This window comes from Chloroflexota bacterium (assembly GCA_016875535.1).
Taxonomy (GTDB): domain Bacteria; phylum Chloroflexota; class Dehalococcoidia; order SHYB01; family SHYB01; genus VGPF01.
The window spans coordinates 15883-40996 of record VGPF01000013.1 but is presented as its reverse complement, the minus strand read 5'-3'; the positions used below and the strand labels follow the sequence as shown (position 1 = coordinate 40996).

Here is a 25114-nt window from a genome sequence, read left to right as displayed (position 1 = left end):
GCCTCCCTCGGCTACTTGAGCTTGAAGACCAGCGCCTTGCCGGGGCCGGTGATGCGAAGGCTATCGCCCTTGATGGTGTAGCCCTGGGCCGCGCCCAAGGCAGTGAGGTAGTCCTGCTCTTGGCGCATCATGCCTTCGGGTTCGCCGCAGAACTTCCTCGTCGCGCCCATGGCCGGAGGGAAGGAGAGCGCGTTCCCCTGCCGCTTGTAGCCGCCGAAGTAGTTGTTGCATCCGGCCGAGCCGGTGACCTGGCCCTTGGCCGCGTCAAAGGTGGCGGTGATTTCCGTTCCGGTGAGGGCAGGCTGCTGAGTCCCGCTGGTCTCGATGGCGGTGAGGAGCCATGTCCGCCCTTCGAGCGCGGGAGGCTCTTCCTCATCGCACGCGATAAGAAGAGCCGTAACGAGAAGAGGAACAACAGCCAGGAATCGCGCGGGAATGCGCATGGGCTCTCCTTGTCTAACTAGCCTCGGGGCGAACGTACCAGGCTCTGGGATCGGCGTCAAGCGATGCTCGGCGCTGTCGAGCCGCCGCTTCCCTTGACGCGCCTTCTCCTGGGATGCTAGCCTTGCCGGGCCTTATGCCTCCCCCACAGATCCTGCATGGCATCCGCGTCCTTGAGCTGGGCGACTATGTCTCCGCCGCCTACTGCGCGCGCCTCCTGGCCGATTACGGCGCGGAGGTCATCAAGATCGAGCCGCTCGCCGGCGATTCGGCGCGCAGGCACGGCCCCTTCCCCGGCAAGCGGCCCGACCCGGAGCGCAGCGGCCTCTTCCTCTATCTCAACGCCGGTAAAAAGAGCGTCACGCTGGATATCGCCAAACCCCGGGGCCGCGACCTGCTGGACGCCCTCATCCGCAAGTGCGATGTGCTGGTCCACAACTACCTGCCCAGGGAGCTGGAGGCGCTGCGCCTCCGCTATGAGGATGCCCAAGCGGTCAACCCCGGGCTGGTCTTCACCTCCGTCACCGTCTTCGGCCAGGAGGGGCCCTACGCCGACTACAAGGGCTACGCCATCAACGCCACAGCCGCCAGCGCGACGACCCACCGCATCGGCCTGCCGGAGAGCTACCCTTTGGCGATGCCCTATGAGCGCGGCGACTACTGGGGTGGTTTGAACGCCGCCCCCGCCACCATGCTCGCGCTCATCGCGCGGCGGCGGGACGGCAAGGGACAGCACGTAGACCTCTCGGCAGTCGAGGCGATGAACACCTTCTGCAACGGCATGGAGACGATCCTCTATATGGAGAGCGGCGCGGTGCCCAGCCGCCGGGGTCACCGGGTGCAGAACCTCTACCCCTATACCATCCTGCCCTGCAAGGACGGCTACTTCGCCCTCATCATCGCGAACCAGCACCACTGGGACAGGTTCGTGGAGCTGATGGGCAGCCCGGCCTGGAGCAAGGAGCCCCGCTACCAGGACCGCTACAAGATGGGCTACGAGTATCCGGATGAGGTGGACGCCTTTGTGAAGCCGTGGCTCGCCAAGCACACCAAGGCGGAGCTATGGGAGATGTGCCAATCGCGCGGGATCCCGTGGCATCCGGCGCAGCGGGTGGACGAGACCCTGCGGTGGGACCACCTGAAAGCGCGTGGCTACTGGCAGCAGGTGCGCGATGGCTCGGGGAAGGCCTGGACCGTTCCCGGCCCCGTCGCGCAGATGAGCCGCACGCCGGCCCGGCCCTTCGGCGATGCGCCGCGCCTGGGCCGGCATACCGATGAAGTCTTCGGCGGCTTGGCGAAGCTCTCAAAAGCCAAGCTCGCGGCGCTGAAGCGGGCCAAGGTCCTATGAACGACTTCCCACTTGCAGGCCTGCGTGTTGTGGAGATCAGCCAGGTCTGGGCCGGGCCCCAGCTCTGCTCCTGCCTTGCCGATATGGGCGCGGAGGTCATCCGCGTCGAATCGGCCTTGGGGACGGACTTCGGGCGCTTCTCCAAGGTTGAGCGCAGCCCCCTGCGGGCCTTTTTGGAGCTGCACCGCCACCCGCGCAGCCGCGACTCCTATATCTCGATAAACCTGGGCACGGCTGAGGGCCACGACCTCTTCCGGGAGATCGTGCGGACGGCGGACGTCTTCATCTGCAATATCGCTCCCCGGGCGATGGAGAAGCTGAAGCTCACATATGAGCATATCCGCCCCCTGCGCCCGGACATCGTTATGGCCACGATCTCGGCGGCGGGGTTGACCGGCCCCCGCAAAGACCTGGTGGGCTTTGGGCCCTCCGTCAACGCAGTCGCCGGGAGCGATAGCCTGGTCGGTTACCCGGAAACGGGAGATCTGATGTCCAGCTATTGGGACCCGGACCCGGTGATGGGCGTGGCGGGGGCTTACGGCGTGCTGCTCGCCATCTACCACCGCCAGGCCACGGGTGAGGGCCAGCTGGTTGACCTTTCCTTCTTTGAAGTGCTGACGGGACTCATCGGCGAGGCGATGCTGGAGTACCAGATGTGGGGCAGGCTGCCCGCCCTGCGCGGCAACGCGCACCCGGTGATGGCGCCCCACGGCGTCTACCGGGCCGATGGCGACGATGCGTGGATCTCCATCGCGGTGAAGACCGACCAAGAGTGGCGCGGGCTGTGCAAGGCCTTCCAGCGACCCGAGCTTGCCGACGACCCGCGCTTCCGCACCTTCGACCTGCGGCGTAAGAACCGCGCGGCGCTCCATGCGCTCATCCAGGAATGGTCGCGGCAGCGCCCGCCGGACGAGGCAGTGAAACTGCTCCAGGCGCACGGCGTGGCGGCGGCGCGGGTGATGACGGTGGGCGATGCCTTCCTGGACCCGCATGATGCCTACCGCCGCACGAACATCACGGTGCTGGACAACACCATCACCAAGGACCAGATCACCTACGGCATCCCCTGGCGGCTCACCCGGACGCCGGGCGCCCTCCGGCGCATGGGCCAGCCCTACGGGATAGACAACGTGCGCTTCTTCACTTCGATGCTGGGGCTGCCTGAAAGCCGGGTCCAAGACATGGCGAAGCGGGACGTGCTGAAGTAGGCGGCGTTTTGCCGCGCTCGAAGGTCCTTCTTGAGGTTGCGGTCTACAGGGAAATGTCGGATGATGGCTTTGTCATCACGGCCTTTCTGACCACGAGGGTGCGGTCGCTGATGAAGAGGAGACAGGTGTGGCCGTCGTAGATGTCCGCGATTACGTGAAGGTGATTCCCGCGGTGAGGCATTCGCCGACGGGTATGCTATGGTCGCGCTACGATGTCGAGGCCGATACGCTCTATATCAATTTCAAGAAGCCGAGCCGAGCGACCGATAGCAAGCTGACCGATGACGACGTTATCATGCGGTACGAAGGGAAGAAGCTCGTCGGCTATACGATCCTGCACGCAAGCAGACGCCGCGCTTGACTCCCGACTCTAAAAGGATGCCTCTCCGTGAAGGTCTGCGCCCGATACTTTGCCCTCTATCGCGAACGCGTCGGCGGCAACACCGAGTCCTTTGACCTGCCCGCCGCCGCCGCTGTGGGCGACCTGGTGGCGGCCATCATGCGCCGCCATCCCAACTTCTGCCCCGATCCCTCGCGCGTGGTGGTGGCCGTGAACCGCGTCTATGTGGACCACGCCCACGCGCTCAAAGACGGCGACGAGGCGGCCCTGATCCCCCCTGTGAGCGGAGGCGCGTGATGCGTATCAAGATCACCCGCGATCCCCTGATCGCCGAGCCGGTCATCAAGAGCCTGGTCATCAAGGAGCACGGCGCCGTGACCACCTTCATGGGCACGGTGCGGCTCCACAATGAAGGGCGCACGGTGGACTACCTGGACTATGAGGCCTATCCGGAGATGGCGGAGGAGCAGATGCGCGCCATCGCGGAAGAGGTGAAGAAGATGCCCCAGGTGGAGGACGTCTCCATCGTCCATCGCATCGGCAAGCTGCACGTCGGCGAGACGAGCCTCATCGTGGCCGTCGCCTCCAAGCACCGCCGCGAGGGATTCAACGCCTGCCTGCACGCCGTGGAGCGCATCAAGGAGCTGGTGCCCATCTGGAAGAAGGAAGTCTGGGCCGAAGGGGCCGAGTGGGTACGCAGCAAAGGCGCGTGAGGACGGGCGCGGCGCGATGGCCGGTTACTCCGCGCCCCGCAATAGCCCCAGCAGGTTCGCCTTCCCGTCATGCCGCCATGAGGGCGCCGGCCGCTGCATCTCGCCGAGCTCGCAGATGCGCGTGACGCCGACGGCCTCCAGAGCCTTCGCGAACGCAGGCAGTCGCCGCTCCGGGACGGCGACGCCGACCGACTGCAGGTACGGCCCGAGCGGGCGCACGAACCCCGGCACATCCGTAAGGTCGTCCACCGGGATGACGCGGACGACGCGATTGAGGCATGAAAGCGATAGCGCCAGGCTCTCCGCGTCGAAGATGACGGTCCATGCCGTCGTCTGCTGACTTCGGAAGAGCGTCACACGCCTGCCCGCCGCCTCCTGCATCTCGGCAGCGGCGCGCGCCGATTGCACCTGCGCCGCTTCGTCCATCGAAAGCCTGCCGCGCGGCAGCGTGCGGTCGATGGCGGCGAGCTCTTCGGCGAGGCGCGTGGCGAAGGCGATGGGCGAAAGGCTCCCGCCGCGCTCCACATAGACGGCATGTGGCGAGACGCAGCCCTGCTGGTCGAAGAGAGAGACATCCCACGCGGCGGCCCGTGCGATGTGCGGAAGCGCCTCATGCGTCAGCGCTTCCCGGGCGATGGCGGCGAAGCTCACCTTCGGCCCGTGCTCGATGAAGATTGCCCCCGGCGGGGCCTGCTGCCGCGCGGCGGCGATCGCTTCGGCGCCGCCATAGGCGATGACGGCATCGGCCCTGGCGAAGGCCGCCGCTTCTATGGCGCGCTTGCCGCCCTTCCACCAGAGCACCGCAACGGCCTCGGCGAGCTGGGGGTCAACCTCGGCGATGGAGCGGGCGAAGAGGGCGGGAAAGAGGGGGTCGCGCGAGGAGGGCTTCACCAGGCACGCCGATTTGACCAGGAGAGCGCGGACCATCGTCTCCACAGGGACGGCCGGGATGTTTCCCGCCAGGATGTGCAGCGTCAGCTCGGGGCCTGCGATGGCCCGCTCATCGAGGGCTGAGGGATCGCCGACTTCGGTGCGGATAAGGTCGAGGAGGCCATCGCTGGTGAAGGTGGAGAGGAGATAGGGCAGGCCGTGACGGATCATGGCGGGCGAGTAGCCGGTAATCTCGGGCAGCAAAGCTTCGGCGTAGCGGCGCAGGCGGTAGCTGTGGTCCTGCCACTTGGCGACGGCCTCGGCGAGGACGTTCGCGATGTGGAGCGCGGGCATCCGCGAGAGGGAGCGCCTGCGGGCGGCGACGGCGCGGGCGGCGGTCTCGCGAACGAGCTCGGGCGTGGCAATGGGCACGTGAAGCGCCGTCTCGCCGGATGGGACATCGGCGAAGGCGGCAGGTTCGATGCCCGGAAGCCACCACTGCTGGACCGTCATCTTAGCCCTGCGCCTTCGAGAGCAGCTCATCCACGGCGATGGAGCAGCCCCGCGCCTCTGCCCCCTTCGCCCGGCCGATGATTTCAAAGCCCTCGCCGATCTCCCTGCCCAGGTCGTCCGTCTGGATCGCCATCGCCGAATCCAGGTTCGCCAGGTCGAAGTGGCGCAGGAGGCCGATCTCGCCAGGCTTCGCAGGCGCCATCGTCTCCGGGTTGATGACGAGTGTTCGCGCCCAGGGCGGCCCGACTTTGCAGCGCGGGCGCGAGCGGCCGCGCGATGTGTCCAAGAGGACTGTGTCATAGAACTGCGACGACATCTCCGTCATACCGTACTCGTTCACCACGTCATGGCCGGGGATCCCGAGAGCGGAGTCGTAGAGGCGGTAGAGCTCCTCCTTCGGCACTTCGCGGGAGCGCCCCTTGTAGCCGCCGGTATCCATGATGCGGCTGCCTGGCGGAAGACTGAATGAAAGCCCCTGCTCCAGGCAGTGGTCAATGAGGTGGACGAAGGCGAAGGCGGTGCCGAGAAGCGCGACAGGCTGTCCCAAGCGCTGATAGCGGCGCAGGTCTGCGAGGAGGGCTTCGCGCTGGAGGCCGTCCTCGTCCAGGTAGTAGCGCGAGCCCTCGGCGCCCCAGGTGCGCATGACCACCTCCAGCATGTGCGTCAGCGATGAATGGGGCGCAAGGCGCGGCGGCAGGGCGAGGATGAGCATCGGGAGGCGCGCGCCATCGGGCAGGAGATGCGCCTGGAAGTTCGGCTTTAGCGAGGCCTCGTACAGCTCCAGCGTCGCCAGGTAGTGCCTGCTGCGCTTCGCGCCCGTCGTCCCGCTGCTCTGGTAGACGGCGGCGGCCCTCTCCACGGGGAAGCAGGCGATGGTCAGCTCCTTGAACGCCGTCGTGGGGACGGCGGGGATCTCTTGCCAGCCCTTCGCCGTCGCCGGGGTCACGCCGCGCCCCTGGCAGAAGCGCGCGTAGACGGGGTTGCGCGCGAACTGGTAGGCGAAGACCTCCATCGCCAGGGCGTTGAAGCGCGACTTATCGCGCGGCCCGCCGACGCCTTCGCCTATAAAGGCGAGGAGTTTAGTGGAAAGCGGCTTGCGAAGCGGGTCGTGGTTCATAGGTGCGGCCCAGGCGATTGACACCATTCTAGCAATCGAACAGAATCTGCCCGTTCTTTAGGGGAGATGGGAGGCTGTGTGCGGATCTTTCGGGTGACTCCGGCGGCGCTGTGGATCGCCGCCTTTGCCCTGGTGCTGGCGCTGGTGATAACCGGCGTCGTGCTCCTCGCCGTGCGCAGCGCTTCGCCGGATGGCGAAGTCGCCTTCATCGCGCCCACGGCGAGCCCCGTCAAGCCACTGGTCGTCTACGTCACCGGCGCCGTCGGCCGCGAAGGCCTCTTCTCCATGCGCGATGGCGACCGGGTCGCGGACGCCATCGCCTCCGCAGGCGGGCTTACGGCGGATGCCGATAGGTCGCGAGTGGACGGCGCGCGCCTCCTCCGCGATGGCGACCACATCCACGTTTCGCGTGTGAGCGAGCCTTCGCCGACTTCGACTGCCGGAGCACCTGCCGCCCGGGTGAACCTCAACACGGCCACACAGCAGGAGCTGGAGGCGCTCCCGGGCATCGGGCCGGTGCTGGCGAAGGCGATCCTGGACCACCGGGCAAGGCTGGGTAGGTTCACCTCCGTAGAGCAGCTGCTGGATGTCAGCGGCATCGGCCCGACGACGCTGGCGCGCCTGCGGCCCTTCGTGGACGTGCCGTAGCGATGCGCCTCATCTCCTTCGCGGCGGCCTGGCTCGCGGGCCTCTACGCCGCTTCCCTCAGCGACCTTCCTATCGCAGCCGCGATTCCGCTCATCGTCCTCCTCCTCCCGGCGCTCTTCCTCCTGCGCCGCCGCTGGCGCCTCCTGCTCCTCGGCTTCGCCGCGCTGGGCCTCCTCGCGGGACTCCTTCGCTACGAGGCGCATGAAGCCTCGCGCGAGGCAGAGATTCTCGCGGCATTCAACGGCCGGGGCGAGGTAGAGCTGCAAGGCGTCATTGACTCCTATCCCGAGGAACGAGGGTCGGTGACGCAGTTCCGCTTGAAGGCTGAGCACCTCCTTGCCGATGGGGCCTGGCGAAGCGTCAGCGGACGGGTGCTGGTTACGGCGCGGCAGACGCGAGCCTTGGTGGACCGTCGCGACCCGCCCTACTTCCACACCGGCGATCGGCTGGCGCTCCGGGGCGCTCTCGAAGCGCCGAAACCCCTTGGCGACTTCGATTTCCCTGCCTATCTTGACCGGCAGGGCGTTCGCTCGGTGCTGAGCTTCCCACGCCTCACCGTCATCGAAGAGGGCGCAGGCCCCCGGTTCGATAGGGGGCTCTTCGCCCTGCGGAGCCGCCTGGCGGAGTCGCTGGAGGCGGCCCTGCCGGAGCCGCAGAGCGGGCTGGCGAAGGCGATCCTCTTAGGCATCCGCTCCGATATGCCCGAAAGCCTTGAGGAGGACTTCAACAGAAGCGGCACGACGCATCTCCTAGCGATCTCCGGTCAGAACGTCAGCATCTTGCTGGCCGCCGTTTTCCTCTTCGGCGTGACGCTTCTCCATCGTTCGCGGCGGAGCGTCTACCTGGCGGCCCTCGCCCTCGTCTGGGGCTATGCCCTCCTGGCTGGCCTGCCGCCATCGGCCTTCCGCGCGGCGGTGATGGGCAGCCTCTACATCGGAGCTATGCTCCTCGGGCGACAGCGCCACGGCCTGGAATCGCTGCTCCTTTCGGCCGTCGTCATCACCCTCTTCGCGCCGTCTGCCCTCTGGCAGGTCTCCTTCCACCTGAGCTTCCTCGCCATGGCAGGCATCGTCCTCCTCATGCCCTGGGCCGAGGACTCCCTCGCGCCCGCCTTCGATTCGCCCAAGCGCACCCTGCTCTCCCAATTCCTGCGATGGGCCGCCGTCGTAAGCGCCATGTCCGTAGCGGCGGCGCTCTTCACCTGGCCTGCCATCGCCTTCTACTTCCACCGCGTCTCCCTGGCGACCATCCCCGCGACGGTCCTGGCTAGCCCCGCCCTCCCAGTGGCGATGGTTGCCTCCGCCCTGGCCGCCTTCATCGGCCTCGTCTCCTCCGGCGGCGCGTGGCTCTTCGGCTGGCTGGCCTGGCTCAGCCTCAGCTACACGGCGGCGGTGGCGCACCTCTTCGCAAGCCTCCCGCTCTCCTCGGTGACCGTTGGGGAAGTCGGCAGGGCTGTGCTTGGGGGGTATTACGCAGGCCTTGCTCTGCTCGCCTGGCTGTTCAGGACGGCGAAGGTCGCCGGGCGTTCGCTCCTCGTTCCTCTGCCCAGACTGCCTGCCATCGAAGGGCCGCGACTCTCCCGCCTCTGGTGGGCGATGCTCGTGCTGCTCGCCTTCGGTGCGGTGATCTGGACTGCCGCCCTCTGGCCCTCACCGCGGCACATGCACGTCACCATCGCAGTGAGCGACGGCGGCACGGCGATCATCGTGCAAACCCCCTCGCGACATGTGGCGCTCATAGACGCCGGCGGCGATGGGCAGGCGGCCACGCAGGCCCTTGGCGCGCGACTCGGCCTGAGGCGGCGGGTAGACGTTGCCATTGCCACAAGCCCCCGCGCGCAGAGCATCGGCGGCATGGCGGAGGCGGTGCGACGCTATAGCGTGACGACCTTTCTTGCCCCAACGGCCCAAGGCACGTCGGCGGCCTATGCCGCGCTGGAGGGGGCGCTGGCGGCGCGAGGCGTGGCGCGGCGGACGGCGCGCCCGGGTGATGTCATTCGCCTGGGCGAAGTGACCATAGAGGTGCTGCACGCCCCCACAGCCCTTTCCGCGATGGAGGACGATGCGCTCGTCCTCGCGGTCCGCTACCGCAGAGCGGCGATGCTTGTTGCGACGACGGCTCGGAGCGAAACGCTGGAGCGCGTCCCTCCCCAAGCCGTCTCCGGCCTCCCAGGTCTGCTCGTGATGGCCGATGCCAGGGCGACCGCCGCCCATCAGCGGTTCATCGCCGCCGCAGCGCCCCAGGCGATCGTGCTGACGCCTGGAAGAGGGGAGCTTGGCGAAGAGCGCATCGCCGCGGCGGCCGCCCGAGCGGTGCCGCAGGAGCGGCTTGTCTCCCTGCAAGATGGCCGGCGCGCCGCAGTGACGAGCGATGGCAGGCGAGTCTGGATCGGCCGTTGAAGGGCGCTCGCTGCGGCCTTTGCTCCTGATATAATCGCTCAAACCCTCGCCAAGGAGACGCCTCTGCCGCGCATTGACGGCCGCAGGAACGACCAGCTTCGCCCTGTCCGCATCGGCCCCGGCGGCCAGGTCTTCGCTGAGGGCTCCACCCTCATTGAGGCCGGCCTGACGCGCGTCCTCTGCGCCGTCTCCATCGAGGAGAAAGTGCCGCCCTTCCTCAAGGGCTCCGGGCGCGGCTGGGTGACGGCGGAGTACGCCATGCTCCCGCGCTCCACCCACACGCGGACGCCGCGCCCGGAGGGCAAGCCCGATGGCCGCGCCGTGGAGATCCAGCGGCTCATCGGGCGCTCCCTCCGCGCCGTGACCGACATGGGTCTCTTGGGCGAGCGCACCTTCACCGTGGACTGCGATGTCCTCCAGGCGGACGGCGGCACGCGGACGGCGGCAATCACCGGAGCATACGTCGCCCTCTACCAGGCGATGGAGAAGCTGGTGAAGAGCGGCGCCCTTGCCTCCATGCCCCTCACCACATCCGTCGCTGCCGTGAGCGTCGGCGTAGTGGACGGCCGGGAGATGCTCGACCTCTGCTATCAGGAGGACTCGCGCGCCGAGGTGGACTTCAACGTCATCATGACTGGGAAGGGCGACTTCGTGGAAGTCCAAGGGACCGCCGAGGACGAACCCTTCAGCAGAGAGCGTCTCAACGGGCTGCTGGACCTGGCTGGGCGCGGCATCCGCGAGCTTGGCGTCTGCCAGGCGATCGCGATTCACGGGGCCGGCCCCCGGTAGGGCGCACGCAGATGGCGACGACGCCTCAGCAAGAGCGCGTGTGGGAACAGCCGGTGGCGGTGGTGAATCCCCTGGCGGCGGGGCTCGGCACCGGCGGCAAGGCCTTCGTGGTCTTCTGCGCCCGCGCCACCCAGCAGTTCCTCACGAACAACAGCATGCAGATGGCGGCGGCCGTCGCCTTCTACTCCTTCTTCTCCATCTTCCCGCTCTCCATCCTCATCATCCTTTCCTTTGACCTCTTCGTGAACCAGACGGCGGTGCAGAACGCCAACCTGGTGCGCGCCCTGGCCACCTTCATCCCGGTGAGCCAGGATGTCATCGCCGATGCGGTGCGCACCGCCGCCGATTCCAAGGCCGTCGCCGCGCCGCCCGCCATCGTCGGTCTTGTCTGGGGCTCCACCGGCGTCTTCGCCACCCTGCGCAAGGGCATCAATACGGCATGGAACATCCGCAGCCCCCGCGCTTGGGTCAAGGAGCGCATCATTGACCTGAGCATCACCTTCGGCGCAGGCATGCTCTTCCTGGGCCTGCTCCTCACCACCACCGTCGTGCGCTCCTTCGCGGAGACGGACGTGGAGGACGTCGGCTTCTTCACCGGCCCCCCGTGGCTCTTCTTCCTATCGGTCCTTCTCCTCTGGGTCTCCTTCGTCGTCATTTACTATTTCCTTCCCAACCGCAAGGTGCGGCTCAAAGAGACGCTCTTCGGTGGACTCATCGCCGCCGTCTCCTTCGAGATCGCGCTCGGGGCCTTCTTCTACTACACCCGGAGCCGTTTGAACACCTCGCCGATCTACGGCTCCTTCACCTCTGTCGCCGTCCTCCTCGGCTGGCTCTACGTCGCCGCCGCCATCATGCTCATCGGCGCCCTCATCTGCTCCATCTACGCCGACCTGGTGCGCCTGCGCATCGTCTCGGAGACGGCCATCTGGACCTTCGGCATCTGGCCCGGGATCAAGCACGCCCGGCGCTGGATGAGGCGGATGGCGCGCCGGTAGCGAGGTTTTCTTATTCCACGGCCCTGGCTATAATCGAGCCAGCCCCACTCAGGAGAGCCGCCATTCCCTCCACCGTACGCAAGGCCGTCATTCCCGCCGCAGGCTGGGGAACGCGCTTTCTTCCCGCCAGCAAGGTCGTCCCCAAGGAGCTGCTGCCCATCATTGACCGTCCGGTCATCCAGTATTCCGTGGAAGAGGCCGTCGCCTCGGGCGTCAAGGAAATCGTGCTGGTCACATCCCAGTACAAACGCGCCATCGAGGATTACTTCGACAGGACCTTTGAGCTGGAGGCGATCCTGGAGCGGCGCAACGATACGAAGCGGCTCGACCAGGTGCAGGCGCTCTTCGGCATGGCCAACATCTACGCCGTGCGCCAGGGAGAGCAGAAGGGCCTGGGCCACGCCGTTCTCATGGCGAAGGGCATCGTGGGCAACGAGCCCTTCGCCGTCATGTTGCCGGACGATGTCTACGTCGCGGCGAAGAAGCCGGTGCTGCGGCAGCTGCTGGACGTTCACGAGCGCCACGGGGCGAGCGTCCTCGCGCTCTCCGAAGTCGCCAAGGAGGACGTGACGCGCTACGGCATCGTGAAGGCGGCGAAGGCCGGAGTGGGCCTCCATAAGATCACCGGCGTAGTGGAGAAGCCGAAGATGGAGCAGGCGCCTTCCAGGCTGGCCTCCATGGGGCGCTACATCCTGCATCCCCGGATCTTTGAGATCCTCGAGAAGCAGAAGCCTGGGGCAATCGGCGAGATCCAGCTGGCGGAGGCGATTGACACCCTTTCCCGGGAGCAGGCCGTCTACGGCCTGGAATACCAGGCGACGCTGTTAGACGCCGGCACGCCCTTGGGATTGCTGAAGGCCTCCGTCCAGATGGCGTTGGAGCGCGAGGATACCCGGGACGATATACGGGCTTACCTTAAGGACTTGTTGCGCAAGCGGTAGGCTCCTTGGCAGAGGTGCGGCTATGGGGACGATGCTTTCGGTGGTCTACTGGCTCGCCTGCGCCGTATTGACCTTTACGCTGTGGCTTTCCGGCATGGCCTTTGTGAACGCCCTGCTCTTGGGCTTCATCCTTCCGGCGTTGCTCGCCATCGCCTTTGCCGTCTGGCGGTACAAACGCAAACAGCGTACCCGGGTGTAGGTGAGCCAGCGAGCCTTTTCCTTCCTGGTAGGGGGCTGGCCTAAGGCCGCTCCGTGGGCTGGGCGGTCCGGTCACTTCTCCAACTTCAACAGGGCCAAAAAGGCCTCTTGCGGGATCTCCACCGACCCCACCATCTTCATCCGCTTCTTCCCTTCCGCCTGCTTGTGCAAGAGCTTCATCTTGCGCGTCACATCGCCGCCGTAACACTTGGCCAGGACGTTCTTCCGCATCGCGCGCACCGTCTCCCGGGCGATGACCTTGCTGCCGATGGCCGCCTGGAGCGGCACTTCGAACATCTGGCGCGGGATGAGGTCCTTGAGCTTCTCCACCAGCGCCTTCCCCTGGTAATAGGCATTGTCCCGGTGGGTGATCAGCGAAAGGGCGTCCACCGGCTTGCCGTTCACCAGGATATCCAGCTTCACCAGGTTGCCGGGGCGGTATTCCAGGAAGGCATAGTCCATCGTGGCATAGCCCTGCGTGCGCGACTTCAACTGGTCGTAGAAGTCTATGAGGACTTCCGCCAGGGGGATGTGGTAGACCAGCATCACGCGCGGGTCTTTGGACGGCTCCTGGGCATCTTTGGCCGTATTGGCGGGACGGGAGTCCAGGTAATCCATCTTCTTGAACTCGCCGCGCTTGTTGGAGACCAGGTCCATGATGCCGCCCACGTACCGGTTCGGCACGATGATGGTCACTTCCAGCCACGGCTCCCTGATCTCGTCGTAGTAGTTCGGCGCGGGGAGCTTCGCCGGGTTATCCACCTCCACCACTTCGCCGTCCGTCTTCACCACCTGATAGGCGACGCTCGGGGCGGTGGCCAAAAGGTCCAGGTTGTACTCCCGCTCCAGGCGGTCTTGCACGATCTCCATGTGTAAGAGGCCGAGGAAGCCGCAGCGGAAGCCGAAGCCCAGCGCGCCGGAGCTTTCCTGCTGGAAGACGAGTCCGGCGTCGTTCAGCTTGAGCTTCTCCAGGGCTTCGCGCAGAGGCAGGTAGTTCTGGCCGTCCGCCGGGAAGAGGCCGGCGAAGACCATGGACTTCAGCTCTTTGTACCCGGCGACCGGCGTGGCGGCGGGGCTCTCGTCCCAGGTGATGGTGTCGCCCACCTTGGCATCCTCAACCGTCTTAAGCCCGGTGGCGATGTAGCCGACGCTCCCCGTCTCCAGGATTGGAAGGGGCAGGAAATCGGGCTTGAAGGCGCCCGCTTCCAGGGGTTCGATGATGCGCCCGGTGGCCATGAAGCGCAGGCGTCTCCCAGGGGCGGAGACGGAGCCGTCCACCACGCGCACAGAAGCGATGACGCCCTTGTACGGGTCGTACTTGGAATCGAAGATGAGGGCGCGAAGGGAGGCGTCCGGCTTGCCTGCGGGAGGCGGGACGCGCTCGATGATGGTCTCCAGGAGCTCAGGCACGCCCAGGCCCGTCTTCCCCGAGATGCGGAGGATCTCCGACTCCTTGAAGCCGAAGACGTCCTGCAGCTCTTGGGCGACTCGATCGGGCTCCGCCCCGGGCAGGTCAATCTTATTGACCACGGGGATGATTTCCAGATTGGACTCCAGCGCCAGGTAGACGTTGGCCAGGGTCTGCGCCTGGCTGCCCTGGGAGGCGTCCACGATGAGGAGCGCCCCTTCGCAGGCGGCCACGCTGCGCGAGACCTCGTAGGAGAACTCCACGTGCCCCGGCGTGTCTATCAGGTTGAGCTGGTAGTCTTGCCCGTTCTTGGCGCGGTAGAGCATGCGCGTGGGGTGCATCTTGATGGTGATGCCGCGCTCGCGCTCAAGGTCCATGGAATCGAGCACTTGGTCCATCATGCGCCGCCGCTCGATGGTGTTGGTGGCTTCCAGGAGACGGTCGGCTAAGGTGGACTTGCCGTGATCAATGTGGGCGATGATGCAAAAGTTACGGATATGGGACTGCTGCATGGGATTCCAGTGTAGCACAGGGGGAGATGCGGAGACCCCATATCCGACTCTTGGTTGCTAGAGGCACTTGCCCGACTTGCCAAGGGTTGTCAGCATTATGCTTCTGTGGCGGATCTGCCTTTTATTTTTCGCCTCCTTTTGTCTTTTGTTGCTTGTCGCTTTGGTTGGTGAGGTGTCGCGGTGGGAAGCGTTGTGCGGACGGTCTAGGGGAGGGACGTGGACGAGATTTGCGAGCGTTTAACGTAGCAGTTCCCACTGCTACAGGATGGGCAGGCCCACTGCTCCGAGGTTTGTAGGGATGCAGGGTTGGCGCTCGGAGCTTCCTCGGCGACGCTGGTGTCAGCCGGTCACGCTCGCGGTGAGCCTACGGGTATGTAGTCGTCATGCCTCCTCGCCCGCCCCGCTCACGGGCGGGACGCGCATCGCGCCGCTATCCGACCGACCGCTCTTCGCGACACCTCTACTACCACCGACGTTTCGCGCAAGCCTTGCTCAGACTGCAACGGCACGCCTCCTAGGCGCGGCGCACCGCGACCGCCCGCACAACGCCGGACAAAGAAAAAGGGAAGGCATGACTGCGTTGGGCGCACGGCCGCGCGCCTTAGCGGTCACACCTTCCCGGCTCGCTGTCCTGGCGAAGGCTTACACGTCTATATATAGCATGTGATAGTCGGAAGTGTCAAGCACTGGAAGCGAGTCCATGGGCAAACAAAGAGGCCCCGGTTCACACCGGGGCCTCTGAAGGAGCGTACCGTTGCGCGCTTAGACGCGGTGGCAGGCGACGAAGTGGCCGGGGCTCGCCTCGCGCCATTCGGGGATGGCCTGTTTGCACTGGTCAATGGCGATGGGGCAGCGCGTGTGGAAGACGCACCCGGCGGGCGGGCGCAGGGGGCTGGGCACATCGCCGGTAAGGATGATGCGCTCGCGCTTGGAATCGGCCACCGGATCGGGGATGGGAACGGCGGAGAGGAGAGCCTTGGTATAGGGATGCAGGGGGTTCTCGTAGATCTCTTCCCGGGTCGCAAGCTCCATCGTTTTTCCCAGGTACATGACGCAGATGCGGTCGCTGATGTGGCGGACGACGGCGAGGTCGTGGGCGATGAAGAGATAGGTGAGATGGAGCTCTTCCTGGAGCTTCTCCAGGAGGTTGATGACCTGGGCCTGGATGGAGACATCGAGGGCGGAGACCGGCTCATCGCAGACGAGGAAGGATGGGTTGACGGCGAGGGCGCGGGCGATGCCGATGCGCTGGCGCTGGCCGCCGCTGAACTCATGGGGATAGCGATCGCGCATATAGGGTGCAAGGCCGACGGTGGTGAGCAGCTCGGCCACGCGGTCCAGGCGCTCTTTCTTGGAGGCGGCCAGGCCGTGGATGACCATCGGCTCGCCGATGATGCCACCCGCCGTCATGCGGGGGTTCAGGGAGCCGTAGGGGTCCTGGAAGATGATCTGCATCTGGCGGCGGAGGGAGCGCATCTGTTTGGTATTGAGCTTGGTGAGGTCTTGGCCCTCAAAGAGGACCTCTCCGCCGCTGGGGCGATGGAGCTGGAGGACGGCGCGGCCGGTGGTGGTCTTGCCGCAGCCGCTTTCGCCCACCAGGCCCAGGGTTTCGCCCTTCTTGATGGTGAAATCAATCCCGTCCACGGCCTTGACGTCCGCGATCTTCCGCTGGAAGACGATGCCCTGGGTGACGGGGAAATACATCTTGAGTTTGCGCACCTCAAGGAGCGTATCGCCGAGCTTGGTCTTCCCGGAATCGCCGCCGTGAAGCGGCTTGGGTGGCGCTTGGGTGGTCACGGGCGTGGCCTCCTAGTTTTTACATCAACCCAGCATGCGGCCCAGTGCTTATCGCCGACGGGCATGAGGGCGGGGTTCTCTTCGGCGCAGCGGTCAACGGCGAAGGTGCAGCGCGGGCGGAACGGGCAGCCTTTCGGCAGGTTGGTGAGATCGGGGGGAGAGCCTTCGATGGGGACCAGGCGGTGCTTGCGCGGCTCGTCCAGGCGGGGGACGGATTGGAGGAGGCCCAGGGTGTATGGGTGAGCCGGGTCGGCGTAGGTGTCCTTGGCGGAGGCGGTCTCGATGATATGGCCGGCGTACATGACGTTCACTCGATCGGCGTGGCGGGCGACGATGCCGAGGTTGTGGGTGATGATCATGACGGCGGTGTTGAAGCGCTCGGAGAGGTTCTTGATCACTTCCAGCACCTGGGCCTGGATGGTCACGTCGAGCGCGGTGGTGGGCTCGTCGGCGATGATGAGCTTGGGATTGCAGGCCAGGGCGATGGCGATCATGACGCGTTGGCGCATGCCGCCGCTGAACTGGTGGGGGTAATCGTCAACGCGGCGGGCGGCGTCCGGAATGCCGACCATTCCGAGGAGCTCGATGGCCCGGTCCTTAGCCGCCTTCTTGCTCATATTCAGGTGGAGCTCCAAGGTCTCCGTGAGCTGGCGGCGGATGGTGAGGACGGGGTTGAGGGAGGTCATGGGCTCCTGGAAGACCATGGCCATCTTGTTACCGCGAACGCTCCGGATCCCCTTCTGGTCCAACTTCAGGAGGTCCTTGCCTTGGAAGAGGATCTTGCCGCTGACGATCTTTCCCGGCGGCGATGGGATGAGGCGCATGACGCTCAGGGCGCTGACGCTTTTGCCCGAGCCGCTTTCGCCCACGAGGGCGAGGGTTTCACCTTCGTTGAGCTGCCAACTCACGCCGTCCACGGCCTTCACGGTGCCCGCGTGGGTGTAGAAATAGGTCCGCAGGTCCTGGACATCCAGGAGGAGATTTCCCGAGCCGTTTGTTGTCACTCCAGCCCCCTCTCGCGAGAAGATTGCCATCAGCCGCTATACGGATCCTGCGTCCGAGTCGCTGTCCGCCACCTGGTGGGGAAGAGGAGACTCGAACTCCTACGCCTTGCGGCACAAGATCCTAAGTCTTGCTCGTCTGCCAGTTCCGACACTTCCCCCCGCGCCTGGCGCGGCAAGAGGCGAGACCGGTGTAAAGAGTGGTGAGCCGCACAGGTTTCGAACCTGTAACCTAGTGATTAAGAGTCACTTGCTCTACCGTTGAGCTAGCGGCCCATATCTTTCCACAAGTGGGGAGCAATCTAGCAGAAGGGTTTAGGGGTGTCAAGATGAGTTTCCCCTTATCTGCCGCACCCGCAATACGAGCGTCTTTTGGCGTCATGCGCCCCGTGGATTTCGGCTGGGCAGAGGGCTGTTCCCGAATGCGTGTACACGCAAAGTGTACCACAATACGCTACCGGACTCGGGGCAGAACTTCTCGGGAAAAGAGCTCCATGGAGCGTCGAGCGGCCTCATAAGGAAGGCCGCCGAAGCTGAAGCTCAGCAGAAGGTTCTGGACGCCCATGGCCTTGAACTGGTGGATGCGCTCCAACCCCCGCGAAGGCTCCCCGGCGATGGCATCGTTCAGGTAGTGCTCCAGGGCTTTGCTCTGCTCAAAGGGCGGCGCCGACCAGGCGGGGCCGAGGCCCGTGGGCTCGCCGGGGGCGGGCTGGATGCCGAGGGCGCCCAGGGAGGCCTTGGTCCCCTGCATACCGGCCCAGGCTTCGGCATAGGCCTGGTCCCGGCTATGGGAGAGGTGGACGTGCTGGATGACGGCGGTCTGACTCCAGACACGCTGGGCCTCGCCGTCCGGGAGGTTTTCGGCGCGCGCCTGCTCGAAGAAGGTTCCCCGGACCTTCTCCAGTTGGGCTTGGTCGCGCGCGCCGAAGTAGAAGGGAAGGCGATAGCGGGCCGCGAGACGAAGGGTCTCCGCGCTGCCGGTGGTGGCGATCCACGCCCTGGGATGGGGCTTGGTAACGGGGCGCGGGCGGAGGGAGACTTTGGGCACGCTGTAGTACTTGCCTGTGTAGGAGAAGTCCGGCTGGGTCCAGGCCTGGATGGCGATCTCAACGCCTTCGCGGAAGCGCTCGTTCAGCTCCGTCACGCTGACGCCATAGCCCGCGAACTCCCTGGGGCCGAAGCCCTTGGCAAGGCCGATATCGGCCCTGCCGCCGGAGATGACGTCCAGCATGGCGCCCATCTCCGCCATGCGGACGGGGTGGGGCATGCCGGCGATGTTGGCGGCGCTCCCCACGCGGATGCGCGAGGTCCTGGCGGCCAGGTGCGCAGCCACGAGAAGCGGCTCCGGAGTGATGCTCCAATAGGAGTTGAAATGGTGCTCCGCGATCCAAACGGCGTCAAAGCCGAGCTGTTCGGCCTCCACCATCAGGTCGAGCTCGCGTTTGTAGACCTCCGCGTCCGGGTGGGCGCCGGAGCTTTGCATGAGTTGGAAGACAAAGAAACGCATGGGGAGATTCCTTCTACAGAGGGTTCGTCCGGCAGTTAGGACATGCTGAAGCCGTAGAGCCTAGCGGTGTTCTTCCAGAGAATCTTATCGGCATCGGCCTTGGGGATGCCCGCGACGTGCCTGGCGGCGGACTGCCGGGAGTGGGGCCAGGTGCTGCCCGAGTGGGGGAAGTCGCTGGACCAGAGGATGTTGTTGACGCCGACGATGTTGCGCGCGGCGACGCCGGAGAGGTCGTTAATGAAGGTGTAGTAAAGGCTCCGGTGGAAGATCTCGCTGGGGGGGCGCTCGCACAGGATGCCGCGCTCCTTGCGCCGCGAGCCGTGGAGGTTGTAGAAGAAGTCCATGCGCTCGATGAAGTAGCCGGCCCAGCCGGCATCGCTCTCCACGGAGACGAGCTTGAAGTTGGGGAAGCGATCAAAGAGGCCGCTGTAGACCATGGAGGCAAGGGTTTTTTGGATGTGGGTGGCATAGGTGATGAGGTCCACGCGGGTGGTGGTGGACATGACGTTGCCGGTCTCCACGTGCATGCTGATGGGCATGTGCAGCTCTTGGGAGGCGTTCCACAAGGGATAGTAGCGGGGGTCTTCATGCTCCAGGCCTTCGAGGATGATGAGGCCGCCGACGAGGCCGAGCCTCTTGCAGCGCTCCAGCTCCTTAACGGCCCCAGGCACATCTTCTATGGCCAGGCAGCCGAGGCCTTTCAGTCGGTCAGGGCGGGCCTTGCAGAAATCGGCGATCCACGAGTTATAGGCGCGGAAGAGGGCGGCCTTGAGGGGCGCGCTTTTGAGCATGAAGAGGCGGAGGGCGACGGTGGGATAGACGACTTCAGCCCAGACGCCATCCTTGGCCATGGCTTTGAGGCGCGCTTCCGGCACGTAGCCGCTCTGGGCGATCTCTTCGCCGTACTTCCCGGTCTTCCGGCGGTCCGTGAAGTCGCGGGTGACGCCGACGAGCTCTCGGGTGGTGTGCATGGTGACGCCTTCGCAGAGCCAGCGATCAGCGGCGCCATCGCTGACGACGCGAGGGGCTTGAGAGAGGAACTTCTTCTCCGTGTAGTCGGTCCACAAGTTCGGGGGCTCGATGACATGGGCGTCAGAGTCTATGAGCTTGAGTTTTGCCGCCACGGCTATGCTCCCGTTGAAGATGGCTTTCATGGGAGAAGAGAGGCGTTCAGCCACGCTTTCCCCTGGCAGGGACGATACCTAGCTCAGTAATAGGTGGAGTATAGGGAAGAGCGGCGAGGGGAGCAAGGCAGAGGGGTCAGCTTGCGGGGTATGGCGGAGGCTGGATGGTGCGGCCGCCTTCCACATAGAGGGTCTGGCCGGTGACATAGGAGGCCTCATCCGAGGCGAGGAAGGCGATGGCGTTGGCGATATCTTCGGCCGTGCCGAGGCGCTTGAGGGCGGACCGCTCGATGCCTTCCCGCTCCCACTGAGTGCCCATGTGTTTGCGCGTCATGCCGGTGATGGTGTGCCCGGGGCCGACGGCGTTGACGGTGATCTGGCGCGGGCCCAGGTCCACGGCGGCGCCCTTGGTGAGCATACGCACGCCGCCCTTTGAGGCGCAATAGGCGGTGGAGTTGCCTTGCACGGTCTCGGCATTGATGGAGGAGGTGCTGACGATGCGCCCGTGGATCTTGTTGGCGATCCAGTAGCGGGCGGCGGCCTGGGAGATGACGAACGGGGCGATGAGGTTGACGGCGATGACGCGGTCCAGGATTTCCGGGGGGATATCGGTGAAGAAGCCGCCCATGGAGACGCCGGCGTTGTTTACCAGGATATCCAGCCTGCCGAAATCGGCGACGGCGCGCTGAACGATCTTTTCAGCAGCGTCGGGCGTGGTGATGTCCTGCACGAGGATGGTGGCCTTGCGCCCGAGTTTGGCGACGGAGGCGGCTGTTTCGCGGAGGCCCGCTTCGTTCAGGTCCACCAGGAGGGAATCGGCGCCTTCCTTGGCGAACTTGATGGCGGCGCCGCGGCCGATGCCATCGGCAGCGCCGGTGATGATGGCGATCTTGTTGTGGAGGCGCATGCTGTTTGGCTCATCGGGCTGTCTTAGGCCCAGATGATGCGCCCTCCTTCCACATAGATGGTCTGCCCGGTGACGTAGGAGGCTTCGTCCGAGGCGAGGAAGGCGACGGCGTTGGCGATGTCTTCGGGCTCGCCGATGCGCCGCATGGGGATGACGGAGGCATTCAAGCGCTCGCGGTTCGGGTCGGCGGCGAGGCCCGGCCGGGTCATGCCGGTGCGCGTATGGCCGGGGCCGACGGCGTTGCAGGTGATGTTGTGGGGGCCGAGATCGAAGGCCATGGCCTTGGTGAGCATGCGGATGGCGCCCTTGGAGGCGGCATAGGCGGCGGAGTTGGGCTGAATGGATTCCGCATTGATGGAGGAGGTGCTGACGATGCGCCCGCCGCGCTTATTGGCGATCCAGTAGCGCGCAGCGTGCTGGGCGAGGAGGAACGGCGCCTTGAGGTTGACCTCCATGATGCGGTGGAGCTTGTCCACAGGGAAGTCTTGGAAGGGGGCGACGAAGACAACGCCTGCATTGTTGACGAGGATATCCAGGACGCCGAATTCGTCCACGGCGCGCTGGATGATCTGCCCCTGGAGCGAGCGATTGCTGACGTCAGCCACCATGGTCTTGGGCGTATAGCCGTGGGCTCCGGCGAGGCGGGCGGTCTCCTCCACGCCGGCCCTGTTCAGGTCCACCAGAAGGGAATCGGCGCCCTCCTTGGCGAACTTGATGGCGATGCCGCGGCCGATGCCATCGGCCGCGCCGGTGATGATCGCTGTTTTGCCGTGGAGGCGCATAGCTGGTGTGTGCGGTTATTTGCCATCCGAGGCGAGGATGCCGCCTTCGGCCCAGTTGGACTTGTCTATGTCATCGAAGATGACGATGGTGTGGTCGGGCGAAGTCTTGGCGATGCGGGCGACGGCGTTCGTGATTTCCTTGGCGAGTTCGGCCTTCTGCTCTTGGGTGCGGCCGGTCCACATCTCCACTCGAACGATGGGCATACGGACCTCCTGTGCGATGCCGCGCCGGGCGGCAGGCGGGTCAGTGTTCGGAGCCGGGCGGATTATAGCACGGGTGGTACGCCTGGCTTCAGGCAAAAAAGAGGCCGCCCCGATACTCGGGGCGGCCTTGAATCGAGCTGTGCTTCCTGGCTTAGCTCAGGGTCATGGCGCGGAGGCGTCGGACGCGCTCCTGGATAGGCGGGTGGGTGGAGAAGAGGTTGACCATGCCGCCGCCGGTCTCCTTGGCGTGCATCTCGGCAGCGCCCAGGGGGTTGACGATGTACATGTGGGCCATGGCCTCATTGGCGGCGGTGGCCTGCATGGGTTTTCGGCTGGTGAAGCTGCCGAGCTTCTCCAGGCCTGCGGCCAGTGCGTGGGGGTTGCTGATGATCCGCGCGCCTGTCTCATCGGCGGCGTACTCACGGGTGCGGGAGATGGCGAAGCGGATGAGGGTGGCCATGAGGGGGAGGAGGATGATGGTGGCGATGAGGGCGACGATGCCGAGGGCGTTGCCGCCTTCGCGGCTATCGCGGCGGCCGCCGCCGAGGAGAAGGGACCACTGGGCCATGGTGGCGAGGAAGGCGATGACGCCCGCCAGAACGGCTACGGTGGTCATGACGAGCATATCGCGGTTCTTGATGTGGGCCATCTCATGGGCGATGACGCCGCGAAGCTCATCTTCCGAGAGGAGGCTGCGGATACCGGTGGTGACGGCGACGACGGAATGGCTGGGGCTGCGGCCGGTGGCGAAGGCGTTGGGGGAATCGTTGTTGATGAGGTAGACGCGGGGCTTGGACAGGCCGGCCATGCGGGCGACATCGGCGACCATGGCGTGGAGGCGCGGCTCGTCCTTTTCAGTGACGGGCTTGGCGCCGGCCATCGTGAGGGCCAGCTTATCGCTGAACCAGAAGCCGATGAAGTTCATGAGCCCGGCGAAGATGGCGGCGATGATGCGGCCCTGCATGTCGCCGAAGGCGCCGCCGGCGAGGATGACGAGCACGGTCAGAACGATGATTAAGCTGAACGTCTTTATCCAGCTCATATCTGGTGACGGGTCCTTTCTTCTCAGGGCGCCCCGCGAGAGCGAGGCTCTATGGAATGCCGCTACCCTGGGCAGATAAAGTATAGCAGAGAAACGCTCAGAAGAGCCTAAGAGGAGGTCAGCCGAGCCAGGAGAGATCGAAGTCCTGTAAGGAGTTGATCAAGCGGTCTGCTTTGGAGAGGTCCATGCCGACGGTATGGGGCGTCCGGATGCCGATAGTGGTGAGGCCTGCGGCTGTGGCTGAGGCGATGCCGCGAGGGGAGTCCTCTAGGGCGAGGCATTCGGCGGGGGAGAGGCCGAGCTTGGCGACGGCGAAGAGGTAGAGATCGGGAGCGGGCTTGGCGTGGGGGACCATATCGGCGGTGGCGATGAAGCGGAAGCGGTGTTCGACCTTGAGCCTGCGGGTGACGGTCTGCGCCCAGTTGAGCAGGGAGGAGGTGGCGAGGGCGACGGGGAGCTTGCGCTTGTCCAGCTCGTCCAGGAGCCAGTAGAGGCCGGGCGACGGCTCCGGCTTCTTGCTGAGGATCTCAACGACGGCGCTATCGTAGCGGCGCTTCCATCCGGCGATGTCTCCGCCCAGCTTGAAGCGCCGGACGACATAGTCCCAGGTGTAGTCTATGTTGCTGCCCATGATGGCGCGGTGATCGTCCCTGGTGAGGACGTGGCCGTGGCCGGCAAGGACGACGTTGATGGCCTCAGCGTAGAAGGGTTCGCTATCCGTGATGACGCCGTCCATATCGAAGATGACGGCGCGCTTCTTGGCGGGTGGCGGGGGAGGCATGGGCGTGGGCTTCAGGGGAAACCATTGTAGGGGAAAGGTAGCGGGAGAGTCGAGCGTGATAGACTGAGCGCGGGAGTTAACTCAATGGCAATACCAAGGCGCAAAGGAGTCTCGAAGCGAAAAGCGAAGCTGGTTAAGCAAAAAGTGGCACCGCAAAGTGTAGAGAGAGCAAAAACGGAACTTGTGCGCGAAACGGCGAAACTGGCAATCGCAATACACAGAGATGCCCTAAAGGAGTTGGAGCGTTACTAGACGTCGCTACATATTCGTTACATTAGCGCACGTTGAGGAAGTAATATACCAACTCGCCGCGCAGTTCTACCCGGATTACCCTGACCCCTTACCAGCCTTTCAGTATCTGGGCGATAAGCACGGTAAAGCTCTTTTGGAATCGGCCCTGGCTACACCACAGCAGATGTTCAATGGTCGCTATTTGCTTCGAACAACTCACGACAAGGCAGCAGTTCTAATGAGGTCGCTAATAAAGAATCACTGTTTGGTGTATGGTAATAAGCGGTTAGCCCTCACCACAACAACGGTCTTCCTGGGCTAAATGGTTATGTGCTGTTTGCGCTTCCGGATGAAGCGCTACGATTTACCGTTCATGTTGCTCGGAAAGAGGGAGTTGAATGGCAAGAAATTTCCGCATGGTTAAGACGAAACTCATTCAGTGTTAGGCGGATGCTTGAAGGTAGGCCTGTAAGAAACAGGGATTGGATTGCGAGAAAATTTGGAGGAAAAACGCGAGACGTTCCGAGACTTGAGGCTGTCACCATGCAGATGATTCGCTATTCTCAGGCGATGAGAAGGTACACAGTGCAACTTAAGTCCTTAAGAGGCGGTGGGCCTCAGAGTGGGATGTGAGCTTAGTTCGGGAAGTCTTGCGGTGAAGGTCCTTTACAAAACTGAAAATCTCGAAGTCCGGCAGGCCTCCTGCGGGCCGTACGATAACAATTGCTATGTGCTTGTCTGCCCGGAGACGAAGGAGAGCGTCATCGTTGACACGCCGGCGGAGCCGGAGAAGGCGCTGGCGACGGCGAAGGGGACGATGGTGAAGGCGATTCTGATGACGCATTGCCATGGGGACCACATCACGGGGCATGCGGAGATCAAACAGGCGACGGGCGCGCCGGTATGGGTCCACGAATCGGAGGCGGGGCTGCTGCCGCTCCCGCCGGAGCATCACTTCCGGCATGAGGGAGCGGTCAGCTTCGGCAGGGTGACGCTGCGGACGATCCATGTTCCCGGACACACGACGGGCGGGACATGCCTCTTGTGGCGCAATCAGCTCTTTGCGGGCGATACGCTCTTTCCGGACGGCCCGGGAAAGACGTGGAGTCCCCAGGCATTCAAGCAACTGGTCGCCTCGCTAAAGGAGCGGATCTTCACGCTGCCGGACGATGTGGCGGTCTATCCGGGCCACGGGCGGAGCACGGCGCTTGCCCGGGAGAAGGAGCAGTTCCGCGACTTCGAGAGCCGGACGCACAGGCCGGACCTGCACGGCGATATCGTGTGGCTGAGGGACTAAG

Annotated in this window: 25 protein-coding genes and 2 tRNA genes; 12 read left to right on the top strand and 15 right to left on the bottom strand. The window is 64.9% G+C overall.

Annotation, left to right across the window (positions count from 1 at the left end; genetic code table 11):
- Window positions 1-11: 11 nt before the first annotated feature.
- The gene (locus tag FJ039_05640) at window positions 12-443 is read right to left on the bottom strand and encodes an META domain-containing protein (GenBank protein MBM4405651.1); all 432 of its coding nucleotides are present in this window, start codon (window positions 441-443) and stop codon (window positions 12-14) included.
- A 113-nt stretch (window positions 444-556) separates the two neighbouring features.
- On the opposite strand from FJ039_05640, the gene FJ039_05635 reads away from it, so the two are divergent.
- The 5 genes from FJ039_05635 (at window position 557) to FJ039_05615 (ending at window position 4050) form a co-directional block, all read left to right on the top strand.
- On the top strand, window positions 557-1789 hold the full coding sequence (locus FJ039_05635) for a CoA transferase (protein MBM4405650.1): 1233 nt from the start codon (window positions 557-559) through the stop codon (window positions 1787-1789).
- Window positions 1786-2997, top strand: a complete 1212-nt coding sequence (locus FJ039_05630) for a CoA transferase (GenBank protein ID MBM4405649.1) — start codon at window positions 1786-1788, stop codon at window positions 2995-2997. Before FJ039_05635 ends, FJ039_05630 begins: the two co-directional genes overlap by 4 nt.
- Window positions 2998-3124: 127 nt before the next feature.
- On the top strand, window positions 3125-3358 hold the full coding sequence (locus FJ039_05625; protein ID MBM4405648.1) for a DUF2283 domain-containing protein: 234 nt from the start codon (window positions 3125-3127) through the stop codon (window positions 3356-3358).
- 27 nt (window positions 3359-3385) lie between these two features.
- Window positions 3386-3634 carry a molybdopterin converting factor subunit 1 gene (gene moaD, locus FJ039_05620; protein MBM4405647.1) on the top strand — a complete coding sequence of 83 codons (249 nt, stop codon included), beginning with the start codon at window positions 3386-3388 and terminating at the stop codon, window positions 3632-3634.
- A complete protein-coding gene (locus FJ039_05615) occupies window positions 3634-4050 on the top strand; it encodes a molybdenum cofactor biosynthesis protein MoaE (protein MBM4405646.1) in 417 nt (138 codons plus the stop codon). The genes moaD and FJ039_05615 overlap by 1 nt, the downstream gene beginning before the upstream one ends.
- Before the next feature lie 24 nt (window positions 4051-4074).
- Here the strand turns inward: FJ039_05615 and FJ039_05610 are convergent, their stop codons facing one another.
- Both FJ039_05610 and FJ039_05605 read right to left on the bottom strand, forming a co-directional pair.
- Window positions 4075-5463 (bottom strand): acyl-CoA reductase, encoded by a 1389-nt coding sequence (locus FJ039_05610; GenBank protein MBM4405645.1) that lies wholly within the window; start codon window positions 5461-5463, stop codon window positions 4075-4077.
- Window positions 5435-6577: a long-chain fatty acid--CoA ligase gene (locus FJ039_05605; protein MBM4405644.1), complete on the bottom strand. Its 1143-nt coding sequence runs from the start codon at window positions 6575-6577 to the stop codon at window positions 5435-5437. The genes FJ039_05610 and FJ039_05605 overlap by 29 nt, the downstream gene beginning before the upstream one ends.
- Window positions 6578-6616: 39 nt before the next feature.
- Between FJ039_05605 and FJ039_05600 the strand changes: the two genes are divergently transcribed.
- The 5 genes from FJ039_05600 (at window position 6617) to galU (ending at window position 12322) form a co-directional block, all read left to right on the top strand.
- Window positions 6617-7198 carry a ComEA family DNA-binding protein gene (locus tag FJ039_05600; protein MBM4405643.1) on the top strand — a complete coding sequence of 194 codons (582 nt, stop codon included), beginning with the start codon at window positions 6617-6619 and terminating at the stop codon, window positions 7196-7198.
- Window positions 7199-7200: 2 nt separating this feature from the next.
- The gene (locus FJ039_05595) at window positions 7201-9597 is read left to right on the top strand and encodes a DUF4131 domain-containing protein (GenBank protein MBM4405642.1); all 2397 of its coding nucleotides are present in this window, start codon (window positions 7201-7203) and stop codon (window positions 9595-9597) included.
- Between the two features lie 63 nt (window positions 9598-9660).
- Window positions 9661-10386, top strand: a complete 726-nt coding sequence (locus FJ039_05590; protein MBM4405641.1) for a ribonuclease PH — start codon at window positions 9661-9663, stop codon at window positions 10384-10386.
- Between the two features lie 11 nt (window positions 10387-10397).
- The gene (locus FJ039_05585; GenBank protein MBM4405640.1) at window positions 10398-11381 is read left to right on the top strand and encodes a YihY/virulence factor BrkB family protein; all 984 of its coding nucleotides are present in this window, start codon (window positions 10398-10400) and stop codon (window positions 11379-11381) included.
- A 62-nt stretch (window positions 11382-11443) separates the two neighbouring features.
- Window positions 11444-12322 (top strand): UTP--glucose-1-phosphate uridylyltransferase GalU, encoded by an 879-nt coding sequence (gene galU / locus FJ039_05580; protein ID MBM4405639.1) that lies wholly within the window; start codon window positions 11444-11446, stop codon window positions 12320-12322.
- Between the two features lie 270 nt (window positions 12323-12592).
- On the opposite strand, the gene lepA is transcribed toward galU, so the two are convergent.
- The 12 genes from lepA to FJ039_05520 all read right to left on the bottom strand — a co-directional run bounded on the left by lepA (window position 12593) and on the right by FJ039_05520 (window position 23585).
- Entirely contained in the window at window positions 12593-14440 is a 1848-nt protein-coding gene (gene lepA / locus FJ039_05575; protein ID MBM4405638.1) for an elongation factor 4, read from the bottom strand.
- A gap of 762 nt (window positions 14441-15202) precedes the next feature.
- On the bottom strand, window positions 15203-16144 hold the full coding sequence (locus FJ039_05570) for an ATP-binding cassette domain-containing protein (GenBank protein ID MBM4405637.1): 942 nt from the start codon (window positions 16142-16144) through the stop codon (window positions 15203-15205).
- Between the two features lie 89 nt (window positions 16145-16233).
- Window positions 16234-17271, bottom strand: a complete 1038-nt coding sequence (locus FJ039_05565) for an ABC transporter ATP-binding protein (protein ID MBM4405636.1) — start codon at window positions 17269-17271, stop codon at window positions 16234-16236.
- Window positions 17272-17314: 43 nt separating this feature from the next.
- A tRNA-Leu gene (locus tag FJ039_05560) sits at window positions 17315-17399 on the bottom strand.
- A 40-nt stretch (window positions 17400-17439) separates the two neighbouring features.
- Window positions 17440-17514: transfer RNA gene (locus FJ039_05555), tRNA-Lys, on the bottom strand.
- 178 nt (window positions 17515-17692) lie between these two features.
- Window positions 17693-18745: an LLM class flavin-dependent oxidoreductase gene (locus FJ039_05550; protein MBM4405635.1), complete on the bottom strand. Its 1053-nt coding sequence runs from the start codon at window positions 18743-18745 to the stop codon at window positions 17693-17695.
- A 35-nt stretch (window positions 18746-18780) separates the two neighbouring features.
- The gene (locus FJ039_05545) at window positions 18781-19923 is read right to left on the bottom strand and encodes an amidohydrolase (protein MBM4405634.1); all 1143 of its coding nucleotides are present in this window, start codon (window positions 19921-19923) and stop codon (window positions 18781-18783) included.
- 82 nt (window positions 19924-20005) lie between these two features.
- Window positions 20006-20776: an SDR family oxidoreductase gene (locus tag FJ039_05540; GenBank protein MBM4405633.1), complete on the bottom strand. Its 771-nt coding sequence runs from the start codon at window positions 20774-20776 to the stop codon at window positions 20006-20008.
- A gap of 23 nt (window positions 20777-20799) precedes the next feature.
- On the bottom strand, window positions 20800-21558 hold the full coding sequence (locus tag FJ039_05535; GenBank protein ID MBM4405632.1) for an SDR family oxidoreductase: 759 nt from the start codon (window positions 21556-21558) through the stop codon (window positions 20800-20802).
- A gap of 15 nt (window positions 21559-21573) precedes the next feature.
- Window positions 21574-21762, bottom strand: coding sequence for a 4-oxalocrotonate tautomerase (locus FJ039_05530; GenBank protein ID MBM4405631.1), 189 nt, complete (start codon window positions 21760-21762; stop codon window positions 21574-21576).
- Between the two features lie 151 nt (window positions 21763-21913).
- A complete protein-coding gene (locus FJ039_05525) occupies window positions 21914-22804 on the bottom strand; it encodes a protease HtpX (protein ID MBM4405630.1) in 891 nt (296 codons plus the stop codon).
- Between the two features lie 118 nt (window positions 22805-22922).
- On the bottom strand, window positions 22923-23585 hold the full coding sequence (locus FJ039_05520) for an HAD family phosphatase (protein MBM4405629.1): 663 nt from the start codon (window positions 23583-23585) through the stop codon (window positions 22923-22925).
- Between the two features lie 262 nt (window positions 23586-23847).
- Between FJ039_05520 and FJ039_05515 the strand changes: the two genes are divergently transcribed.
- Together FJ039_05515 and FJ039_05510 are read left to right on the top strand one after the other, a co-directional pair.
- Window positions 23848-24138: a hypothetical protein gene (locus FJ039_05515; protein MBM4405628.1), complete on the top strand. Its 291-nt coding sequence runs from the start codon at window positions 23848-23850 to the stop codon at window positions 24136-24138.
- Window positions 24139-24426: 288 nt separating this feature from the next.
- Window positions 24427-25113, top strand: a complete 687-nt coding sequence (locus FJ039_05510; GenBank protein ID MBM4405627.1) for an MBL fold metallo-hydrolase — start codon at window positions 24427-24429, stop codon at window positions 25111-25113.
- The last annotated feature ends 1 nt before the right edge of the window (window position 25114 follow it).

What these genes read in the sequence shown, in the direction of transcription:
- FJ039_05570 (MBM4405637.1), bottom strand. Translation starts at nt 16,144, where the DNA reads ATGTATTTCCCCGTCACCCAGGGCATCGTCTTCCAGCGGAAGATCGCG.
- FJ039_05535 (MBM4405632.1), bottom strand. Translation starts at nt 21,558, where the DNA reads ATGCGCCTCCACGGCAAAACAGCGATCATCACCGGCGCGGCCGATGGC.
- FJ039_05635 (MBM4405650.1), top strand. Translation starts at nt 557, where the DNA reads ATGCTAGCCTTGCCGGGCCTTATGCCTCCCCCACAGATCCTGCATGGC.
- FJ039_05595 (MBM4405642.1), top strand. Translation starts at nt 7,201, where the DNA reads ATGCGCCTCATCTCCTTCGCGGCGGCCTGGCTCGCGGGCCTCTACGCC.
- FJ039_05585 (MBM4405640.1), top strand. Translation starts at nt 10,398, where the DNA reads ATGGCGACGACGCCTCAGCAAGAGCGCGTGTGGGAACAGCCGGTGGCG.
- FJ039_05600 (MBM4405643.1), top strand. Translation starts at nt 6,617, where the DNA reads ATGGGAGGCTGTGTGCGGATCTTTCGGGTGACTCCGGCGGCGCTGTGG.
- FJ039_05525 (MBM4405630.1), bottom strand. Translation starts at nt 22,804, where the DNA reads ATGAGCTGGATAAAGACGTTCAGCTTAATCATCGTTCTGACCGTGCTC.
- FJ039_05520 (MBM4405629.1), bottom strand. Translation starts at nt 23,585, where the DNA reads ATGCCTCCCCCGCCACCCGCCAAGAAGCGCGCCGTCATCTTCGATATG.
- FJ039_05640 (MBM4405651.1), bottom strand. Translation starts at nt 443, where the DNA reads ATGCGCATTCCCGCGCGATTCCTGGCTGTTGTTCCTCTTCTCGTTACG.
- FJ039_05565 (MBM4405636.1), bottom strand. Translation starts at nt 17,271, where the DNA reads ATGGCAATCTTCTCGCGAGAGGGGGCTGGAGTGACAACAAACGGCTCG.
- FJ039_05615 (MBM4405646.1), top strand. Translation starts at nt 3,634, where the DNA reads ATGCGTATCAAGATCACCCGCGATCCCCTGATCGCCGAGCCGGTCATC.
- FJ039_05605 (MBM4405644.1), bottom strand. Translation starts at nt 6,577, where the DNA reads ATGGTGTCAATCGCCTGGGCCGCACCTATGAACCACGACCCGCTTCGC.
- FJ039_05610 (MBM4405645.1), bottom strand. Translation starts at nt 5,463, where the DNA reads ATGAGCTGCTCTCGAAGGCGCAGGGCTAAGATGACGGTCCAGCAGTGG.
- FJ039_05530 (MBM4405631.1), bottom strand. Translation starts at nt 21,762, where the DNA reads ATGCCCATCGTTCGAGTGGAGATGTGGACCGGCCGCACCCAAGAGCAG.
- lepA (MBM4405638.1), bottom strand. Translation starts at nt 14,440, where the DNA reads ATGCAGCAGTCCCATATCCGTAACTTTTGCATCATCGCCCACATTGAT.
- FJ039_05540 (MBM4405633.1), bottom strand. Translation starts at nt 20,776, where the DNA reads ATGCGCCTCCACAACAAGATCGCCATCATCACCGGCGCTGCCGATGGC.
- FJ039_05550 (MBM4405635.1), bottom strand. Translation starts at nt 18,745, where the DNA reads ATGCGTTTCTTTGTCTTCCAACTCATGCAAAGCTCCGGCGCCCACCCG.
- FJ039_05630 (MBM4405649.1), top strand. Translation starts at nt 1,786, where the DNA reads ATGAACGACTTCCCACTTGCAGGCCTGCGTGTTGTGGAGATCAGCCAG.